A 17,964-nucleotide genomic window follows, 5' to 3' on the forward strand; every position below is an offset into this window, starting at 1 on the left:
TCAGTCCGAAATCGATACCGTTCACGTTCAGGCGTCAGCGACCTTCCTCACACCACATGCGGCTTGTAGATCAGCCAATCCTTCGGCACGTAGCTGTTTTCCGTCACGCCGTAGAGGGTCACGGTATCGCCGCCCGCTGATTTTGAGGCCGTGAGGGCGCGTTCGGAATAGCTCATCAGATCGAAGGCGTTGGGAGCCTGTTCGGAAAGGCAGATGCCAAAGGACATGGTGAGTGCGGCGAGCGAACCATTGGAGCCAGCATTGACCACGGCAGTGGCCTTCAGCTTGACGCGCACGGCGTTGACGATGCGGCTGATTTCGTCCTGGTCTGACGTGTAGAACAGCAGGCCGAAGCGGCTGCCGTCGAAGCGGCAGGCGAGGTCGTCCTTGCCAGCCACAGCCTTCACCACCTTGGCGATCTGCTTGATAAAGCGTTCGGTGACGGTCGGGCCAAGATGATCGGCGAGCTTGGCGAAATCGTCGATTTCACCGACCGCCAGGCCGCAGAGCGTCGGCAGGGCCGGATTGGCATAGACTTTTGCGAGCGCCTTGTTAAACGCGCGGCGGCTGCCCATGCCGGTCAGCGGATCGACGAATTTCGCCTGTTCCACCTGATCGGCCTCGCGCTGCACATCGGCGAGCTGCTCGGTCTTTTCCACCACGGTTTTGACGACATTGCTGTTTTCGGCAACGCGCTGGTCGGTGGCAGCCTTCAGCGCCTGAATGGAGCGGCTCAGTTCCGGGTTGCCGAGGTCGGTGTCGGTCAGGATGCCCTTGGTGGCATCGCCGATCAGGCGACCATAATCGGTCAGCGACAGTTTTTCCTGGTTGAGCAGGCTGATAAAGCTGCTCATTTCGGCGCGCACCTTGTTGTTGTGGCGGGCCAAAAGACCGTCTTCATGGTGATGGGGCAGATATTTGCGGCCCAATGCGTCCAGTGCATCCTGGGTCTTGACCTTGCCGAGCGCAATGAATTCGCGCACCAGATCCGGGTTGCTGCCGGAATAGGCTTCATAGACCAGTTCATAATTGCGCGGCAGGCCCTCGATCCCCATCTGATGCATGGCTGTCGCTACACGCAGCGCAATGCTGGAGGCCGGATTTTTCATAGGCTGCATCGGATGCTTCCCCACATCGAATCATTGATTGCACGCAGAGTAGCGCGACACTTCTTTCTTTCGGTTACAGCTGTATTTAAAATTTTACGGATTGGTGAAGAGACCGTAAAAAGCCATGGATGAAGACGGTGGCGCATTGGTAAAAGTCATTTGCGCCAAGGGCAGCGTCAGGCTATTTCACCGGGGAAACAGCGGTAATCAGGCAGGCATGGCACAGCGTCTCTCAGTCATCACATCCCCGGAACCGGCCATCCGCGCCGCGCTGCCTTTGCTTGAGGCTGGCGAGGTGATCGCCATGCCGACAGAAACCGTCTATGGCCTGGCGGCGGATGCCACCAATCCGCAGGCCATCACCCGGATTTACGAGACCAAGGGCCGCCCGCAGTTCAACCCGCTGATTTGCCATGTCGCCGATCTCGCCATGGCCGAGCGCTACGGCCTCTTCGATCCCTTGTCGCGGCAATTGGCGGATCGGTTCTGGCCGGGGCCGCTAACGCTGATCGTGCCGCTCGCCCCAGGCTGCGCCATTCATCCGCTTGCAACGGCCGGGCTGGACACGGTTGGTCTGCGCATGCCCCTGGGCTTTGCCGCCACGCTGATTGCCGCCTTCGGCAAGCCGCTGGCTGCCCCCAGCGCCAATACCTCGGGCAAGATCAGCCCGACCACGGCTGCCCATGTCGAGGAAGATCTGGGGGCAAAAATCCCGCTGATCCTCGATGCCGAAGCGGCGGGCGTCGGGGTTGAATCCACCATCCTGAAGGTGGAAGACGGCCAGATCCGGCTGCTGCGGCCCGGCGGGCTTTCGGTGGAGGCCGTGGAAGAGGCGACAGGATTGCGGGTAATCCGTCCACAAAAGGCGGGTGCGATCATCGAGGCGCCGGGCATGTTGGCCTCTCATTATGCCCCGGAGGCGGCGGTGCGGCTGAATGCGACCTCGGTTTTTGCCGATGAGGCCGTGATCACTTTTGGCTCTACCATCCCGCAAGGGCTTGAAAAGGCTGCCCTCGTGCTCAATTTGAGTGCGGATGGCGACCTCACTGAAGCCGCCGCCAATCTGTTTAGCTTCATGAAGCGGGCCGATGCCAGCGGTGCTGCCCGCATCGCCTTCACCGCCATTCCCACCCATGGGCTGGGAGATGCAATCAATGACCGGCTGGAGCGGGCCGCTGCACCAAGATGATGGTGTGCGACGATAGAATAACAAGGACGAGACGCCATGACTGATATGCCCCTTTCCGCCGCCCTGCTCGACCGTTTCATCGCCATTGTCGGCCCCACTAACGCCTTGACCGATCAGGCTGATATCACCCCCTATCTCACCGAGAACCGTGGCCTTTACCACGGTGCCTCGCCGCTGGTGCTGAAGCCCGGTTCGACGGAAGAGGTCTCGAAAATCCTGGCGCTGGCCAGCGAGACGAAAAGCCCGATCGTGCCAGTCAGCGGCGGCACCGGTCTGGTCGGCGGACAGGTGCCGCGCGATAATTCCAGTGATATCCTTCTGTCGCTGGAGCGGATGAACAAGGTGCGCGAGGTCGATCCGGTTGGCAATGTGATCGTCGCCGATGCGGGTTGCATTCTTGCCGACATCCAGAAGGCGGCGGCTGATGTCCACCGGCTGTTTCCGCTGTCGCTCGGTTCGGAAGGCTCCTGCCGGATCGGCGGCAATCTCGCCACCAATGCCGGCGGCACCGCCGTGCTGGTCTATGGCAATATGCGCCAACTGTGCCTGGGCCTCGAAGTGGTGCTGCCGACCGGCGAGATCTGGAACGGCTTGCGGCGGTTGAAAAAGGACAATAGCGGCTACGACCTGCGCGACCTGTTCATCGGCGCGGAAGGCACGCTCGGGGTCATTACCGGCGCCGTGCTGAAGCTTTATCCGCAGCCGCTTGGCCATGAAGTCGCCTTTGTCGGGCTGAAATCACCGGTGGAAGCCTTGGCGCTGTTTGAAAAGGCCAGCGCGCTCTGCGGCCCGGCCCTGACCGGCTTCGAGCTGATGCCGCGCATCGGCGTCGATTTCACCAGCCGCCATATTCCAAATGTGCGTGATCCGCTGGCCTCCGTTCATGACTGGTATGTGCTGGTCGATATTGCCACATCCGATGCCGTTGAAACGGCAAGAACCATGATGCATGACGTGCTGGAACAGGGCGTGGAGGCCGGGCTGATCGAGGATGCCGTGGTCGCCGGTTCGGTGGCTCAGCAAAAGGCGCTCTGGCACATGCGCGAAAGCATGTCGGATGCGCAAAAGCCGGAAGGCGGCTCGATCAAGCATGATGTTTCGGTACCAATTGCTCAGGTTCCGGCCTTCATGCGGGAAGCGGAAGAGGCGGTGCTCGCCGCCATGCCTGGCGCGCGGGTCTGCGCGTTCGGCCATCTGGGCGATGGCAATATCCATTACAACATCAGCCAGCCCGTCGGCGCCGACAAGGCGCAGTTCATCGGTCGCTGGCGTGAAATCAATAAGGTCGTACATGATATCGTCCGCGCCCATGGCGGCTCGATTTCGGCTGAACATGGCGTCGGCCAGCTGAAACGTACGGAACTGGCGCAGACAAGGCCGGACATCGAAACCGTGCTGATGACCCGCATCAAACGGGCCTTCGACCCCTCCGGCATCATGAACCCCGGCAAGGTGGTGCCCGGCTGATGGCAGACACAGTGCCTTCCCACGACAATTCGCATCCCGCACCGGACAAGGTGCTGTTCCGGATCGACCTGGAGAATGGCGCGCGGTTAGGACCGGGCAAGGTACAATTGCTGCGGCTGATCGGCCAGCATGGCTCGATCCGCGCGGCGGGTGCGCCATGGGCATGTCCTACCGACGCGCCTGGCTGCTGGCTGACGAAATCAACCGGATGTTCAGGGAGCCATCGATTACCACCCGCCATGGCGGCAAAAGCGGCGGCGGCGCTATCCTGACACCCTTCGGGGCGGCTCTGCTGGCGCGGGCGCAAACGATGGACGTAAAGATCCGTTCAACGCTGGCCGAGGATCTTGCCTGGCTGGAGGCCATGGCGTCCGACGGGATCATGCCACCTGAGTGATACAGCAGGCCCGCATACGAAGCCCGTAGTTCACCGCAAAGGCTCCGCACGCAACCGATAAACACCTGCCGCGGCTACCGAGACCGCCTTGAACAGCACCGAAACCGGCTTGCCGGGTGCCAGATCCAGGGCGCTCAGTGAGCGACGAGTAATTTCGGCGTCAATGACCTGGCCGGAGCAGTCGACCCTGACGACGATGCCGGGGCCTGACTCGAAAATAGCCGTCACCTTGCCTGACAAGCGATTGAGGGTGGAAAGCTGACCTGTCTCGCCGGTCGCCAACACCAGATCGCTTGCAGCGATGAACAGGCGGATCGGGGTACCGACCGGTAGATCGGCATATTTCAGGAAGAGCGGACCCGCAGGGCTTGTTGCCAGCGTCAGGCCTTCCTCGCGGGCGTGGCCGTTAACATTGGCATGCAGGAAGCTACCGGGGCGGCTATCGCCGAGCCTAGGGAGATGAAGCAAAGCTCCCTCGCCCGCGTCCACCCTTACGGCGTTGCCTTTGCTCATCGTGACCACCCGGCTGGCCAGCCGGGTGACTTCCTCGACCGCATGGCTGACATAGAGGATCGGCACGCCCGCTTCATCGCGAATCCGCTCGATATAAGGTAGGATCTGCGCCTTCAGCGCAGCGTCCAGCGCCGAGAGTGGTTCGTCCATCAGCAGAAGTTTCGGGCTGGCCATCAGGGCGCGGGCAATGGCCACCCGCTGCTTTTCGCCACCCGACAGCCCATTAGGCGCACGGTCCAGCAAATCGGTGATCCCGAGCAGATCGCAGATCCGGGACAAGTCTTCGCGCCGTTCGGCTTTCGGGGTAAAATACCGGCCATAGGTAAGATTGGCCCGCACGGTCAGATGCGGAAAAAGCCGCGCCTCCTGGAAGACATAGCCGATCCGGCGCCGATGCGGCGGCAGGAAAGTGCCGTTCTGCGCATCGCTCCAGACCCGACCCTCGAAGGTGATCCTTCCCTGGTCGGGGCGGATCAACCCGGCGACGGCATTGATCATCGTGGTCTTGCCCGATCCGGATGGGCCAAACAGTGCCGTCAATCCTGGCCCCAGTTGAAGATCAGCTTCAAGGTCAAACGTTCCCTGGCGGTGGCGGATATCGATGTCCAGCATCAGCCCGCCATCCGCACGGTCAGGCGCCGGGTTAGCAGCTCGGAGGCAAGCAGCGCCAGCAGTGACAGGACGACAGAGACCAGCGTCAGCCGCAAAGCCCCGGCATCGCCGCCCGGCACCTGGGTATAGGTATAGATGGCGGCGGACAGGGTCTGGGTTTCGCCGGGAATATTCGACACGAAGGTAATCGTCGCGCCAAACTCACCCATTGCCTTGGCAAAGGCCAACACGGCACCGGCAGCGATACCAGGCAGGATCAACGGAAGGGTGACAGTGAAGAACACCATGATCGGCGATGCGCCGAGCGTGGCTGCTGCCGTTTCCAGCTTGCGGTCCACCCCGTCCAATGACAGGCGGATGGCGCGCACCATCAAGGGAAAACCCATAATGCCGGAGGCGAGCGCCGCCCCTGTCCAGCGAAAGGAAAACACCAGGCCGAACCATTGATCCAGAAAGGCGCCGACCGCGCCGCGCCGCCCGAAGGTGATCAGCAGCAGATAGCCGGTGACAACAGGCGGCAGGATCAACGGTAGATGCACCAGCCCGTCCAGCAGGCTGCGGCCTAGGAAAGAGGTGCGCGACAACAACCAGGCCATGACGATACCAAGCGGCAGCGAGACGGCAACAGCCGTCAGCGCCACTTTCAGGCTGAGCAGGATCGCGGTGATTTCATCAGCGGAGAGCGCGTCAATCATGGCTCAACGGGCCACAGGTCGACAGGATTTGTCAATTGATCTTCGCCAACACCGTAAACCCAGCAGTCCGGAACACATTCGAAGCTGTGACCGATTGCAGATAGGCGAGAAACGCCTTGGCATCGGGATTGGTGGAGGCCTTCAGCACCGCGGCTGGATAGACAATGGCCGGATGGGAATTTTCCGGGAAACGGTCGAGGATCTTCACGCCTGGATCAACCCTGGCATCTGTTTCATAGACAATGCCGAGCGGCGCTTCCTGACGCGACACCAGCAGCAATGCGGCGCGTACATTATCGGCCTGTGCAACCTTGTCCTTGACGCTTTCCCAAACGCCGAGATTTTCCAGCGCCGCTTTGCCGTAGACCCCGGCTGGCACGGAGGAAACATTGCCCATGGCCAGCCGCTCATCCCCCAAAAGCCCGGCCAGATCGAAACCAGGGGCAATTTTTGTCGTGACCGTGGAAGAAGACGCCCCCACCAGCACGATCCGGTTGCCCAGCAGGTTGACACGACTGCCCGGCACAAGTTCACCGCCCTTGTCGAGATGGTCCATCCAGTTGAGGTCGGCGGAGATGAACAGGTCGGCGGGGGCGCCTTCATCAATCTGTTTTGCCAGCGCCGAGGAGGCGGCGAAGGACAGCTTGACCTCCCGGCCGGTCTCAGCCTTCCAGTCATCGGCAATCTTGCTCATCGTTTCTTTCAGGCTGGCGGCGGCGAATACCGTCAGGCTACGGTCGGCGGCAAACGCCTGGGGAGCGACAAAGAGCATCAAAGCCGTCAAGATTGCTGGCAGCCGATCCATGATTGTTGTTCTGGCTTTGGCCATCATTTCCCAACCCACTTTCATCTCATGCTCCCTTTTGCTCGATATATCTGATGGGATATATCGAGTGCGACAGACGAGAGCAAGCGGGAACCACTGTATAAATCCCCTAAATCGGAAGGATCTAGGGGATTTACATAACAGATAGCGTAGTCTTTACAGGCTGTTGACAGATTCCAGCAGGCTGGCGCTGATACCGCTGGTCGAAGAGCTGCCGCCGAGAATGGTCAGCGCGGCATTGGCCGAGGAGCCGGTATTGTTCTCCAGATCGTACATGGCCGTAAAGCGTTGCAGGAATTTCTTCTGCTTTTCAGGATCACTCAGATCCTTCAGGTCCATTTTCTTCTCGATGACCTTTTTCTGCTGCTCGATATCCATATTGCTCATATCGCTGGGCAGACTATAGGCGGTGCGGAACACTTCCAGCAGCGCTGTATCGCCGAGAATGTCATAGGCCGAGGTAATGGTCGACGACATGCGATCCCAGTAAAGGGCAAGGCGCACACCCTGGTCGCTTTCGCCCTGTTCGTTTTCAAGGGTCTGGTGCAGATAGAGATTTTCGGTGTTAAAGGTCTCACTGCGGTTCTGCACACCATCGGCATTTTCCTGGGAAATCTTGCCGCTACTGTCAAAATTATAGGAGGCGACGAATTTCGCATAGCCCTCGTCGGCCTGGGTGTTGGCAAAGCTCTTCGGATCGGTGAGATCAGATGAAAACAACTGCTTGAGCATGTCGTCACTGACATCTTCCGGGTCGAGCCCCTGCGCTGTCAGGGCAAAATCCACCAGTTTGCGATCCTTGAGCAAATCCGTGACGGATGACACCTTGACGATGTTTTCCTGGTAATATTTGGAATCCTCCTCCGCCGCGGTCTTGGCGTCGGTCTGCTCCTTGCCTTCGAGAAAGCGGGTCTTCTGGACGATATAATCCTTGGCCACTTCGGTAATGGTGCGCTCCGATTGGGCCAGAAGCGGCACGTCAGCGGTCCCATCCTCCTTGAAATTGAAGGCGGACGCCAGGCTGATCAGCCGCTCATCCCGGGTCTTGTTGGCATAGCTCTTGGGATCATTCATATCGCTGGTCAGAACCTTTTTCAGGTCCGCCTTGGAAAACTCGTCCGTTTCGATACCATAGGCCTTCATCACCATATCGTAGATTTTCTCATTGCCGAGCAGGTCATCAACCTTGGTAATGGATTTCATCTGCGTGGAATAATAGGTGGTTAGGCTGCTGAGATCCGCTTGGTCCTGATCATCGTAATTGGTCATATAGCCGCTGGCGGTCTGGGCCAGCTGGGTCTCGCTCTGGGCATTTCCAGCCGTGGCATTGCCGCTGGTGTCGAAGTTGAACATGGCAGCGATCTTCGCATACTCTCCCTTCACCTTGCCCTGGGTATTGGCATAGCTGTTGGCGTCGTTGAGATCGCTGGTGACGATATTCTCAAAGGTGGATTTCAGCGTGTTCTTGTCCATGCCCAGCGCTGTCTTCACATAGCTGAACAGCCGCGAATCCCCTGTTATATCCGAGGCCTTGGTGACAGTGGCGATCTTTTCCTTGTAGTAAGCGGCTTCGCGCTCGGCCCGGTAGGCGGTCTCGGTGCTGGGAACCTCCTCCAGATAGAGATCTTCCATCTCCGTTTTCTGCTCGGAGGTCTGGGCCGTCGCGTTTTTCAGCGAACCGTCGGTATTGAAGGAAAAGGCTTTGGCGATATTCAGGTAATCCGACTTGTTGGTGGTCAGCGTATTGACGTAACTTGTACTGTCGTTGACATCGCTGGTCAGGACCTTTTTCAAATGGTCGGTGGAATAATATTTGGTGTCGAGCCCATAGGATTCGAGCACGAATTTGGTCAGACGACTGTTTTTCAAGAGGTCATCGACATTGGTGACCTTGTCGATAGCGGAATCGTAATATTGAACCTCTTCCTTGGCATCGTCGCCTTCGGTGACAAGCGATTGCTTGTAAAGGCCAATCACATCCTCTTCCTGCTTGTCGGTCTGGATGTCAGCGGTCTCGGCAGAAAAATTGAAGGACCTGGCAAAATCGCGATAACGGTCGTCGGCCAGTTTGTTGGCATAGCTGTTTTCGTCGGACAGATCGCTTTCCAGCACCTTTTTCATGAAGGCCTTGGCATAGGTCATGTCTTCAAGGCCGTTGGCCTTCATCGTATATTGGTAGAGCCGGTCGTCGTTCATGAAGTCGTCGACGGTTTTGACCTTGCCGATATTCTCCTGGTAATATTTCTGCTCGCGGGCCACCTCAGGCTCCTGAGACACGCGCTTCAGGCTCGCTTTCATATCGCGATTGACAAGATCATAACCGACATAAGTAGACACCATGGCACTGCGTTCCTCGATAAGCTCCAAAAGCGCCGCCCGCCACGTCCCTGGCTGCAACGCCCTCAATCACCGCATGACCCTGCCCCTGACCACCCCTGGCCGGTTGCGTCATGCGGATGTCGGGTAACCCATCATGGCCTACCTGCCTTGCTCCTGGCTTTTGCCGCAAGGCAGAATGGCGTCAAGCCAGAGATACTCACATGCCTGGCGCCCGCCGTATTCCATTTGCGGCATTCACACTACAACCTGCCAAACACAACCCGAAAGCAATTTTACGGCAGTTCTACACGTATTGTGAAATTCACCGATCATACCAATAAAGGTTGGTGACCGACGCAGGTTGTCGTAGCATTATCATTCAAACATAGTAGAATACTCTTAACTAATCCTTCACAATTTTACAAAAGCCGTTCACCAAATCGAAACCGTTAGCGCTGGCAATTCGATAACCATCTGGAACGGCAAAGTTTTCTTAACCGCGATTTTTAAGCGGTCCGGAACCCGGCAAGGCTATCTTTGGCCTCAGAGGACGAAAAGTCCCAGTGAAAAGAGCAGATGCAATAACGGCTCTCAGGTAAAACAAGGGTAGTAAGATGACGAACACGGTTATGAAGCCCGTCTGGGCCGGAGCAACGTTTCGACTGGAACCATCACGGTTTCCGCAACATGTGACTTATACGTTGCGCGATGCTTCCGGCCCTGGTGCTTCCGGAAATGTCTCCGTTACACTCGACGAGCGCGGTGCCGTGCTGCGCAAGATCCTGCCGGCCAGCGGCTTGCCGATGTCCTTTGCCCTTCCAGCCCGGGCTTTCAAAGGGATTGCCGCCCGCGCCATCGACCATGGCAATGGCGAAGTGACCGTGACGCTGGAACTGCATCATGCTGATCCGGACCTGTGCATTCCGCTGCTGGTTGCCCATGATCTCTGTGACATTGCCGCCGACTGGCGCAGCTGGGCCGAAACCTTCCGCATTCCGATGCTGATGGTCGAGGCGGACGGCGTTGCCCGGCCGCTGGAAGAGCATCTGGGCGAATTGCGCGCCGAACCGCCGCGCAGCCGCCGCCGCCATTCCTATTTCGCAGAGCGCCGTCCGCGCTTCCTGGTCCGCCGCACAACCGGTTCGCTGGGTGTTGCGATGAAAATTTCCGGCAAGGAAATCATCGCCCGCCGTTAACAGAGCGGTTGTCGATACGCGAATATTTTAACATGGCTCACCGGAAAAGGCGGGCCATGTTTCGTTTTGAGGCGACGCACCCCGGAAAATGTCCTCCGCCATGTCTGAACGTTGGCGGCAATTATGCCGCCTCGGCGCGCTCAACCTCGACAGTCACATGGGATAGAGCGGCAATCTGGGACAGTTTTTCGCGGTACCAAGCAGGAGATTGCGGCTCGCGTGCCACCAGCGAAACGATGGCACCGTGATGACCGGGGCCTAATTGCCAGACGTGGAGGTCGGCAATATCGACCCCTTCCGCCTCGATCACCCGGCGGATAGTGCCGGAGAGGTCTTCGCCATCCGAGACATGATCAAGCAAAACCATGCCGCTATCGCGCATCAGGCCGAAGGCCCAACTGCCGATGACCAGCGCACCGACCACACCGATCAGCGGATCGAGCCAGAGCCAGCCGAAAAGACTGCCAAGCAGCAATGCCGCTATCGCCATCACCGATGTCAACGCATCCGCCAGCACATGAATATAGGCCGCGCGCAAGTTGCGGTCGCCGCCAGCATGGCTGCCGATGGCTTCGGAATGAGCGTGATGGCCGTGCTCGTGATGCCCATGGTCATGTTTATGCCCATGTCCATGCCCGTGATGATGGTCTTCCTGAAGCAGCAGCGCGCAGACCAGATTAACGGCCAGACCGATAATCGCGATGACGATGGCTTCGCTAAAGTCGATGGCGACCGGCTGAAACACCCGCCAGAGGCTTTCCCAGGCAATGATAACAGCCACGAGGCCGAGAAAGATCGCGCTGGAAAAGGCGGCCAGATCACCAAATTTGCCGGTCCCAAAGGTAAAGTCACTGTTATCAGCATGGCGCCGCGCCAGGCTATAGGCGAGCGCCGAAACAAAAATCGCCCCGGCATGGGTAGCCATATGCCAGCCATCCGCCGTCAGCGCCATGGAGCCGAACAGATTGCCCGCGACGATTTCCACCACCATCATCACCGTGGTGACGCCAATCACCGCCCAGGTACGACGCTCGTTGCGCCGATGGTTCCGGCCAAGGAAGACATGGCTGTGGCGATTGCCCGGCTGGTGCTGGTGCGGATGATCATGATCGCCTTGCCCGGGAGGATGGTGGTCATGCGTATGATGATCGTGAGACGTCGGGTCCGGGGTCATTTCAGGTAGCTCCTGATCACGTCAATGAGTTCGTCGGCACCGTGATGGCGCTCGGATGCATTGAGATTTTCGGCAACGATATGCTCGCGGATATGCTCCTCAACCAGTTCGGTCATCAGCCCGGTCAGGGCTCCCCGCACCGAGGCCGTCAGGTTCATGATATCGCCGCACGGCTTTTCCGCCAGAAGCGCGGTTTCGATGGCCTCCATCTGTCCCTTCATCCGGCGGATGCGGGCGAGAAGCTTGACCTGGTGTTTGATTGTGTGGCTCATAGTATAGGGGGGTACCCTATTTTGAAGCGAAATACAAGAACGTTCTTATATTCCGCAGCCGTCGGGCCGAGTGATCAGGCGAAGGGAATAGCAGCAACCAGACCGATGAACAGGATCAGCCCGACCTTGCCATTCAGCTTGAACAGCGCCAGACACTGAACCGGATTATGGATATCCAGCACCTTGATCTGGTAGCCGAGCAGAACCAGCGCCACCAGCAGTCCGAGATAGGCGGGGAAACCGGCACCGGCCAGCACGAAGGACAAGGCCAGCAACAGACCCATCGCACCGTAAAATCCGGTCAGCCAGATCTTGGTGTCCTCGGCAAACAGCCTTGCGGTGGAGCGCACGCCGATCAGGGCGTCGTCCTCCTTGTCCTGATGGGCATAGATCGTGTCATAGCCAATGGTCCAGACCACGGCAGCGACATAGAGCAGCATGGCGGCGATAGACATTGACCCCGTCAACCCGGCCCAACCCATCAACCCACCCCAGGAAAAGGCCAGGCCAAGGAAAAACTGCGGCCAATCGGTAAACCGCTTGGCGAAGGGATAGATCACCACGATGGCCAGCGACGCCAGGCCAAGCAGGATGGAAAAGCCGTTGAAGCAGAATAGCACGGCAGCGCCCACCACCAACTGCGCGACGATGAACAGCTTAGCTTGGCCCCGCGTCACCCGCCCCGAAGGCAAGGGGCGCGAGCGGGTGCGGGCAACCTCCATATCGATCTTCTCATCGACCAGATCATTATAGGTGCAACCGGCACCGCGCATGGCGACGGAGCCGACAAAAAACAGAAGAAGATGGGCGATGAAGGTAAGGACCGGCAAGGCTCCGCTGGATGCCAGAAAATTGGCCGCCAGCGCCGATGACCAGAAGCACGGCCACATCAGCAATTCCCAGCCGATCGGCCGGTCCCAGCGGGCCAGCTGCGCATAGGGCCAGACCGCCCGTGGCAACAGGCGGTAGACCCAATTATCAGAAAGCGCGTCCTGGACGCGGGCGGTGGTGTCGCTGGCGGTGCTCATGCTGACGTGATAGCCCAAATCCGCGCCTAAGAAAACTGTCCTTAAGCCTTGGCCAACAGGCACCGGCTCATTCAGAACAACACCTTTTCCAAGGGTGTGCGCAACGCTTCCGCCGCCTTCAGCGCCTCTTCACGCCCAGCGATATAGTCGCGATTGTCGGGCACGCTCATCCGCTTCTTGGTGACTTGCAGTTGGAAAATGAAGAAATCCTCGTGGGTGAAGGCCATTTCTGAGCCTGCGAGATAAAACTCCCACATCCGCACGAAGCGTTCGTCATAAAGCCGCGCCGCCTCTTCGCGCCGCGCCAGGAATCGCTCTCGCCAATGGCGCAGCGTATGAGCGTAATGCATCGGCAGAATTTCGCAATCGGCCACCAGCAGGCCGGATTTTTCGATGGCCGGCAGGACTTCGGCGAGCGAAGGAATATAGCCGCCGGGGAAGATATACTTCTCGAAAAACGGATTGTTGTAGAGCGCCGGATAAGGCTGGCCGATGGAATGCAGGATCATCACCCCATCATCCTGCATCAGTTCGTGGACCTTGCGGAAATAATGCCGGTAATGGGTTGGGCCGACATGCTCGAACATGCCGACCGACACCAGCCGATCAAAAGGCTGGGACTTCAGGGTCCGGTAATCCTGCAAGTCGAAACGCAATTTGTCGCCAAGACCGCGCTTGCGCGCCCGTTCGCGCGACACCTTCAGCTGTTCTTCGCTGAGCGTGATACCGCTGACATCGACCCCGCAGGTTTCCGCCAGATAGATCGCCATGCCACCCCAGCCGGAGCCGATTTCCAGCACCCGCTGGCCCGGCTCGGCCATCAGCTTTGCGGCAATATGGCGCTTCTTCACCAATTGCGCCTCTTCCAGCGAAATGCCGGGCGGATTGAAATAGGCGCAGGAATATTGCCAGTCTTCATCGAGAAACAGGTCGAACAGCTTGGCGCTGAGATCGTAATGATGGGCAACATTGCGCTGGTTGCGGTTAACAGGCAAAGCCCCCCGCACTTTCGCCGCCACCACCCGCAGCAGCCCGCGCCAGACCATCGGAAAGGTCAGGTCGGACACCAGCGTATTGGTTTTCACCAGTGCCAGCAGGTCGTAAATATCGCCTTTTTCGAAGGCCATCCGGCCCTGCATGTAGATCTCACCCAGCTTCAGCTGCGCATCGCGATAGATCTCGTCTTCTGCCTGGTCATCGAAGAAATGGATCGCAATCGGCGGTCCTGAACCATCTCCGAAACGCTGCATCTGGCCATCGGCCCCGATGACCTCCAGCGTGCCTTTTCGGATGATCCGCATCAACATACCACGAAGAGACGATGCCATTGACACCTCCTGAAAGGAAAGAGATTGCCTGTCCGCTAACGGCAACCCTATCCTCTCCAATGGCGCTGACAAGTATGCTTTTGTCACATAATCTTCAAAAACCCAGGGAATGGTCGTAAAAACAAAGCATCCGCTCACCTCAAGGTGAGCGGATGCTTTTCTTTCCCGGAAATGTTATAATTGCGCTATTTCTTGCGCATCGCCTCAGCCAGCGCCGCCCCAAGGCCACCCATCACGGGCTTTTCATCACGGGCCGGTTTCGGGTTGGCATTGCGCATCACCGCCGGGCCGCGATTGTCGCGGGCGGATGGCGGCGGGGCTTCGCCACCATCCTTGCGCATGGTGAGCGCAATGCGCTTGCGCTTCACATCCACTTCCACCACGCGGACCTTGACCACATCACCGGCTTTTACCACCTCATGCGGGTCCTTGACGAACTTGTCGGCCAGTTGCGAGACATGCACCAAGCCATCCTGATGCACGCCGATATCGACAAAGGCCCCGAAGGCCGCGACATTGGTGACTGTGCCTTCCAGCAACATGCCGGGTTTCAGGTCGGTGATTTCCTCCACCCCATCGGCAAAGGTGGCAGTCTTGAAGCTCGGGCGTGGGTCACGGCCCGGCTTTTCCAACTCGGCCAGAATGTCCTTGACGGTCGGCAGACCGAATTGCTCATCGACGAACTGGCGCGGGTCCAACCCTTTCAACAGGCTGCTGTCGCCCATCAGGGTGCGCAGATCCCGCCCGCAGGCCGCAACGATTTTCTTGGCAACGCCATAGGCTTCCGGGTGAACAGACGAAGCATCCAGCGGTTCCTTGCCATCGGGAATGCGCAGAAATCCGGCGCATTGCTCAAACGTGCGCGCACCCAGCCGGGCCACTTTCAGCAATTCCTTGCGACTGGAAAACGGACCAGTCTGGTCACGATGCGCGACGATTGCCTCAGCAATCGACCCGCCCAGCCCCGATACTCGCGCCAGGAGCGGAGCCGATGCCGTATTGAGATCAACGCCAACAGCATTCACCGCATCTTCCACCACGGCATCCAGCGAACGGCCTAAACGGCCCTGATCGACATCATGCTGATACTGGCCAACGCCGATGGATTTTGGGTCGATCTTCACCAGTTCCGCCAGCGGGTCTTGCAGACGCCGCGCAATCGACACCGCACCGCGCAAGGATACATCGAGATTGGGAAATTCCTTGGCGGCCAGTTCCGACGCCGAATAAACCGAGGCGCCAGCTTCCGAGACGATCACCTTGGTGGGCTTCTTGCCGGTCGCAGGCAATTGCGCCAGCATATCGGCCACCAGCTTTTCCGTCTCGCGGCTGCCGGTGCCATTGCCGATCGAAATCAGATCAACGCCATGTTTGCGGATCAGGCTGGCCAGCTCGGCCTGCGTGCCGCGAATGTCGTTTTTCGGCGGAAAAGGATAGACCGTCGTGGTTTCCAGCACCTTGCCGGTGCCATCCACCACCGCCACTTTCACGCCGGTGCGGATACCCGGATCAAGCCCCATGGTGGGGCGCGAACCGGCAGGGGCCGCCAGCAGCAAATCCTTGAGATTGCGGGCAAAAACGTGAATGGCCTCTTCCTCGGCCCGCTCACGCAAGTCGCGCATCAAATCCAGCGACAGCGACATGGAGAGCTTCACCCGCCAGGTCCAGCCCGCCACCTCCATCAGCCATTGGTCGGCGGGGCCTTTTTGGCCGATCTGATAGGCTGACGCAATCATCCGATGGGTTGGCTTGATCAGTGAAGTATCGTCCTTGTCCGCCTCGATGGTCAGCGTCAAAATCTCTTCGTTCCAGCCACGCAGCATGGCCAAGGCCCGGTGGCCCGGCACCGTCGCCCAACGCTCGAAATGGTCGAAATAATCGGCGAATTTCTCGCCAGACGCCTGTTTGCCATCGACCACCTTGGCATAGAGAATGGCCTTGTCTTTCAAATAATTGCGCAGGCTCTTCAACAGGTCGGCATTTTCCGCCATGGCTTCGGCCACGATATCGCGGGCGCCTTCCAGTGCCGCTTTGACGTCGGCCACGTCGCCCTTCACATAGGCCTCTGCCAGCTTGGCCGGATCGCCGGTGCGGTCTTCCCAAATCGCATTGGCCAGCGGCTCCAAACCCTTTTCACGGGCAATTTCGGCACGGGTGCGGCGCTTGGGCTTATAGGGCAGATAGATGTCTTCCAGCTCGGCCTTGGTGGTGGTGCGGGCAATCTTGATGGCCAATTCATCGGTCATCTTGTCTTGTGATGTGATGCTATCGACAATCGCCTTGCGGCGCGCGCCAAGCTCACGCAGATAGGTCAGGCGCTCGGCCAGATTGCGCAATTGCGTATCATCCAGCCCGCCGGTCACTTCCTTGCGGTAGCGGGCGATGAAGGGAACCGTCGCGCCACCATCCAGCAAATCCACCGCAGAGATCACCTGATCGGCTCGGGCATTGATCTCGCTCGCAATCAGTGCGGCAATGGATTTGATATCGTCGGCCATGAAACTTCCTTCTTGATCGTGCGGCGCGCACTGTAGCCAGCCAATCGGGCAACACAACAGCCAAGCAGCGCGCCTCCACAAGAAAGCCGCCAGAAGATCAACCGGCAGGTTAACCATTCCGTCAGGAAATCGCCAACCGAACAAGGTTAACCATTTATGACCGTTCACTTTTTCTCCGCTGCCCCTATAGTTCAAAATGGAGCAGGCAAACCCTGCCAGGAACAGGTCAGCGATGAATAAAAGCCAATATATCCAGAGTCTTGACGGGTTGCGCGGCCTTGCCGCCTTTGCCGTGGTGCTCTCGCATATGCCCTTGCTGCTTGGCATCAGCCTTCCGGCCCTGCTGGTCGGCGATCCCTCGGTGGCACTGTTCTTCTCGCTCAGCGGCTTTCTGATGGCCCATCTTTACGGCACAAAGCCCTTCACCCGCGCCAGTGTGGCCGATTATCTCGTGCATCGCTTCGTGCGGATCTATCCGGTCTATCTGGTCGCGGTGCTGCTGGTCATCCTGTTGTCGGCCATTCCGCCGCTGCACTATATCCAGCCGGTCACCGGTCTGGTGGAGATCTTCCGCCATATCGCCATGCTCGGCTCCAGCGGCGTCTTCTGGTCGGTGCCTCCGGAAATCCAGTTCTATCTGTTTTTCCTGCTGCTGTGGCTGTGTTTCGAAAATCCGGCCGAGCGCCCCGGCCTTTGCGCGGCCATCACTGGCGGATTCGCCATCGCCATGTATCTCGGCTTTCCCGGTCCTGGCATCGTGCTGCTGTCGAAAATTCCCTATTTCCTGTTCGGCGCTCTGGCAGGCCGGGTGTTTTCCGCTGGCTATTGCCGACCCGCAACGGCGCTGTCCGGTCTCCTGGTCCTTGCCTTGATCGCCCTGTTCTTTCTCGGCCAAAGCTTTTATGCCGCCGCCAATGCCTTCTGGGGCACGTCAACGGCGCTGATTGCCACCATCATCGTCTATCTGGCCGCCTGCGAAGCGCCGATCTCCAAGGTGGTGCTGGCCTCGGCTCCGCTACGCTTTGCGGGACGGATCAGCTTTTCACTCTATCTCTTCCACATGCCGGTCAGCTTCCTGACACTCACGGTGCTGCGCAATGCATTTGGCGCTGCCCTTCCCGGCTGGCTTGCCGCCCTTATCATGATTGTCGCCAGCCTCGGGATGGCAACGCTCAGCTATAGCGTGATTGAAAAACCGTCCCGCCGCTTCTTTCTCGGCCTGTGGAAGGCACGTTTCCCGGCCTTGTCTTCCGCAACGGGTAAACCGGACATTCCCGCTGCCGCGCACCTTTCCTCTTGACCTTTTCGGCTGCCCGCCTTAACCGCCGGGCAGGTTTTTCA

At 58.8% G+C, this 17,964-nt stretch carries 15 protein-coding genes and 1 pseudogene; 6 read left to right on the forward strand and 10 right to left on the reverse strand.

Annotated features, from left to right (window positions below):
* Window positions 1-47: 47 nt before the first annotated feature.
* Window positions 48-1,118, reverse strand: a complete 1,071-nt coding sequence (locus tag IEI95_RS22665) for a GGDEF domain-containing protein (protein ID WP_156531523.1) — start codon at window positions 1,116-1,118, stop codon at window positions 48-50.
* A 208-nt stretch (window positions 1,119-1,326) separates the two neighbouring features.
* On the opposite strand from IEI95_RS22665, the gene IEI95_RS22670 reads away from it, so the two are divergent.
* The 3 genes and pseudogenes from IEI95_RS22670 (at window position 1,327) to IEI95_RS22680 (ending at window position 4,162) form a co-directional block, all read left to right on the forward strand.
* Entirely contained in the window at window positions 1,327-2,298 is a 972-nt protein-coding gene (locus IEI95_RS22670; protein WP_156531626.1) for an L-threonylcarbamoyladenylate synthase, read from the forward strand.
* A gap of 36 nt (window positions 2,299-2,334) precedes the next feature.
* On the forward strand, window positions 2,335-3,765 hold the full coding sequence (locus IEI95_RS22675) for an FAD-binding oxidoreductase (RefSeq protein WP_156531522.1): 1,431 nt from the start codon (window positions 2,335-2,337) through the stop codon (window positions 3,763-3,765).
* Window positions 3,765-4,162, forward strand: a pseudogene (locus IEI95_RS22680) (winged helix-turn-helix domain-containing protein). The gene IEI95_RS22675 and the pseudogene IEI95_RS22680 overlap by 1 nt, the downstream one beginning before the upstream one ends.
* A gap of 30 nt (window positions 4,163-4,192) precedes the next feature.
* On the opposite strand, the gene modC reads toward IEI95_RS22680, so the two are convergent.
* The 4 genes from modC to IEI95_RS22700 all read right to left on the reverse strand — a co-directional run bounded on the left by modC (window position 4,193) and on the right by IEI95_RS22700 (window position 9,148).
* Complete coding sequence (gene modC / locus IEI95_RS22685; RefSeq protein WP_337738412.1) at window positions 4,193-5,287, reverse strand: molybdenum ABC transporter ATP-binding protein; 1,095 nt, start codon at window positions 5,285-5,287, stop codon at window positions 4,193-4,195.
* Window positions 5,287-5,982, reverse strand: a complete 696-nt coding sequence (gene modB / locus IEI95_RS22690; protein WP_156531519.1) for a molybdate ABC transporter permease subunit — start codon at window positions 5,980-5,982, stop codon at window positions 5,287-5,289. The genes modC and modB overlap by 1 nt, the downstream gene beginning before the upstream one ends.
* 31 nt (window positions 5,983-6,013) lie before the next feature.
* A complete protein-coding gene (gene modA, locus IEI95_RS22695; protein WP_015915107.1) occupies window positions 6,014-6,832 on the reverse strand; it encodes a molybdate ABC transporter substrate-binding protein in 819 nt (272 codons plus the stop codon).
* 132 nt (window positions 6,833-6,964) lie between these two features.
* Window positions 6,965-9,148 (reverse strand): DUF1217 domain-containing protein, encoded by a 2,184-nt coding sequence (locus IEI95_RS22700; RefSeq protein ID WP_194417063.1) that lies wholly within the window; start codon window positions 9,146-9,148, stop codon window positions 6,965-6,967.
* Here IEI95_RS22700 and IEI95_RS29660 point away from each other — a divergent pair.
* Both IEI95_RS29660 and IEI95_RS22705 read left to right on the forward strand, forming a co-directional pair.
* The gene (locus IEI95_RS29660; RefSeq protein WP_267966903.1) at window positions 9,147-9,275 is read left to right on the forward strand and encodes a hypothetical protein; all 129 of its coding nucleotides are present in this window, start codon (window positions 9,147-9,149) and stop codon (window positions 9,273-9,275) included. The genes IEI95_RS22700 and IEI95_RS29660 overlap by 2 nt on opposite strands.
* A 466-nt stretch (window positions 9,276-9,741) precedes the next feature.
* Window positions 9,742-10,323, forward strand: coding sequence for a DUF6101 family protein (locus IEI95_RS22705; protein WP_015915105.1), 582 nt, complete (start codon window positions 9,742-9,744; stop codon window positions 10,321-10,323).
* 121 nt (window positions 10,324-10,444) lie between these two features.
* Here IEI95_RS22705 and dmeF read toward each other — a convergent pair whose 3' ends face one another.
* The 5 genes from dmeF to IEI95_RS22730 all read right to left on the reverse strand — a co-directional run bounded on the left by dmeF (window position 10,445) and on the right by IEI95_RS22730 (window position 16,623).
* A complete protein-coding gene (dmeF, locus tag IEI95_RS22710; RefSeq protein ID WP_194417064.1) occupies window positions 10,445-11,497 on the reverse strand; it encodes a CDF family Co(II)/Ni(II) efflux transporter DmeF in 1,053 nt (350 codons plus the stop codon).
* Window positions 11,494-11,769: a metal/formaldehyde-sensitive transcriptional repressor gene (locus tag IEI95_RS22715; protein ID WP_194417065.1), complete on the reverse strand. Its 276-nt coding sequence runs from the start codon at window positions 11,767-11,769 to the stop codon at window positions 11,494-11,496. The genes dmeF and IEI95_RS22715 overlap by 4 nt, the downstream gene beginning before the upstream one ends.
* 74 nt (window positions 11,770-11,843) lie before the next feature.
* Window positions 11,844-12,797, reverse strand: coding sequence for a 4-hydroxybenzoate octaprenyltransferase (gene ubiA / locus IEI95_RS22720; RefSeq protein WP_194417066.1), 954 nt, complete (start codon window positions 12,795-12,797; stop codon window positions 11,844-11,846).
* Between the two features lie 71 nt (window positions 12,798-12,868).
* The gene (locus IEI95_RS22725; protein WP_194417067.1) at window positions 12,869-14,125 is read right to left on the reverse strand and encodes a cyclopropane fatty acid synthase; all 1,257 of its coding nucleotides are present in this window, start codon (window positions 14,123-14,125) and stop codon (window positions 12,869-12,871) included.
* A 185-nt stretch (window positions 14,126-14,310) separates the two neighbouring features.
* The gene (locus tag IEI95_RS22730) at window positions 14,311-16,623 is read right to left on the reverse strand and encodes a Tex family protein (protein WP_156531512.1); all 2,313 of its coding nucleotides are present in this window, start codon (window positions 16,621-16,623) and stop codon (window positions 14,311-14,313) included.
* A 232-nt stretch (window positions 16,624-16,855) separates the two neighbouring features.
* Here IEI95_RS22730 and IEI95_RS22735 point away from each other — a divergent pair, with 232 nt between their 5' ends.
* Complete coding sequence (locus IEI95_RS22735; RefSeq protein WP_194417068.1) at window positions 16,856-17,923, forward strand: acyltransferase family protein; 1,068 nt, start codon at window positions 16,856-16,858, stop codon at window positions 17,921-17,923.
* Window positions 17,924-17,964: the final 41 nt, after the last annotated feature.

Source organism: Agrobacterium vitis (assembly GCF_014926405.1).
Classification (GTDB): Bacteria; Pseudomonadota; Alphaproteobacteria; order Rhizobiales; family Rhizobiaceae; genus Allorhizobium; species Allorhizobium vitis_H.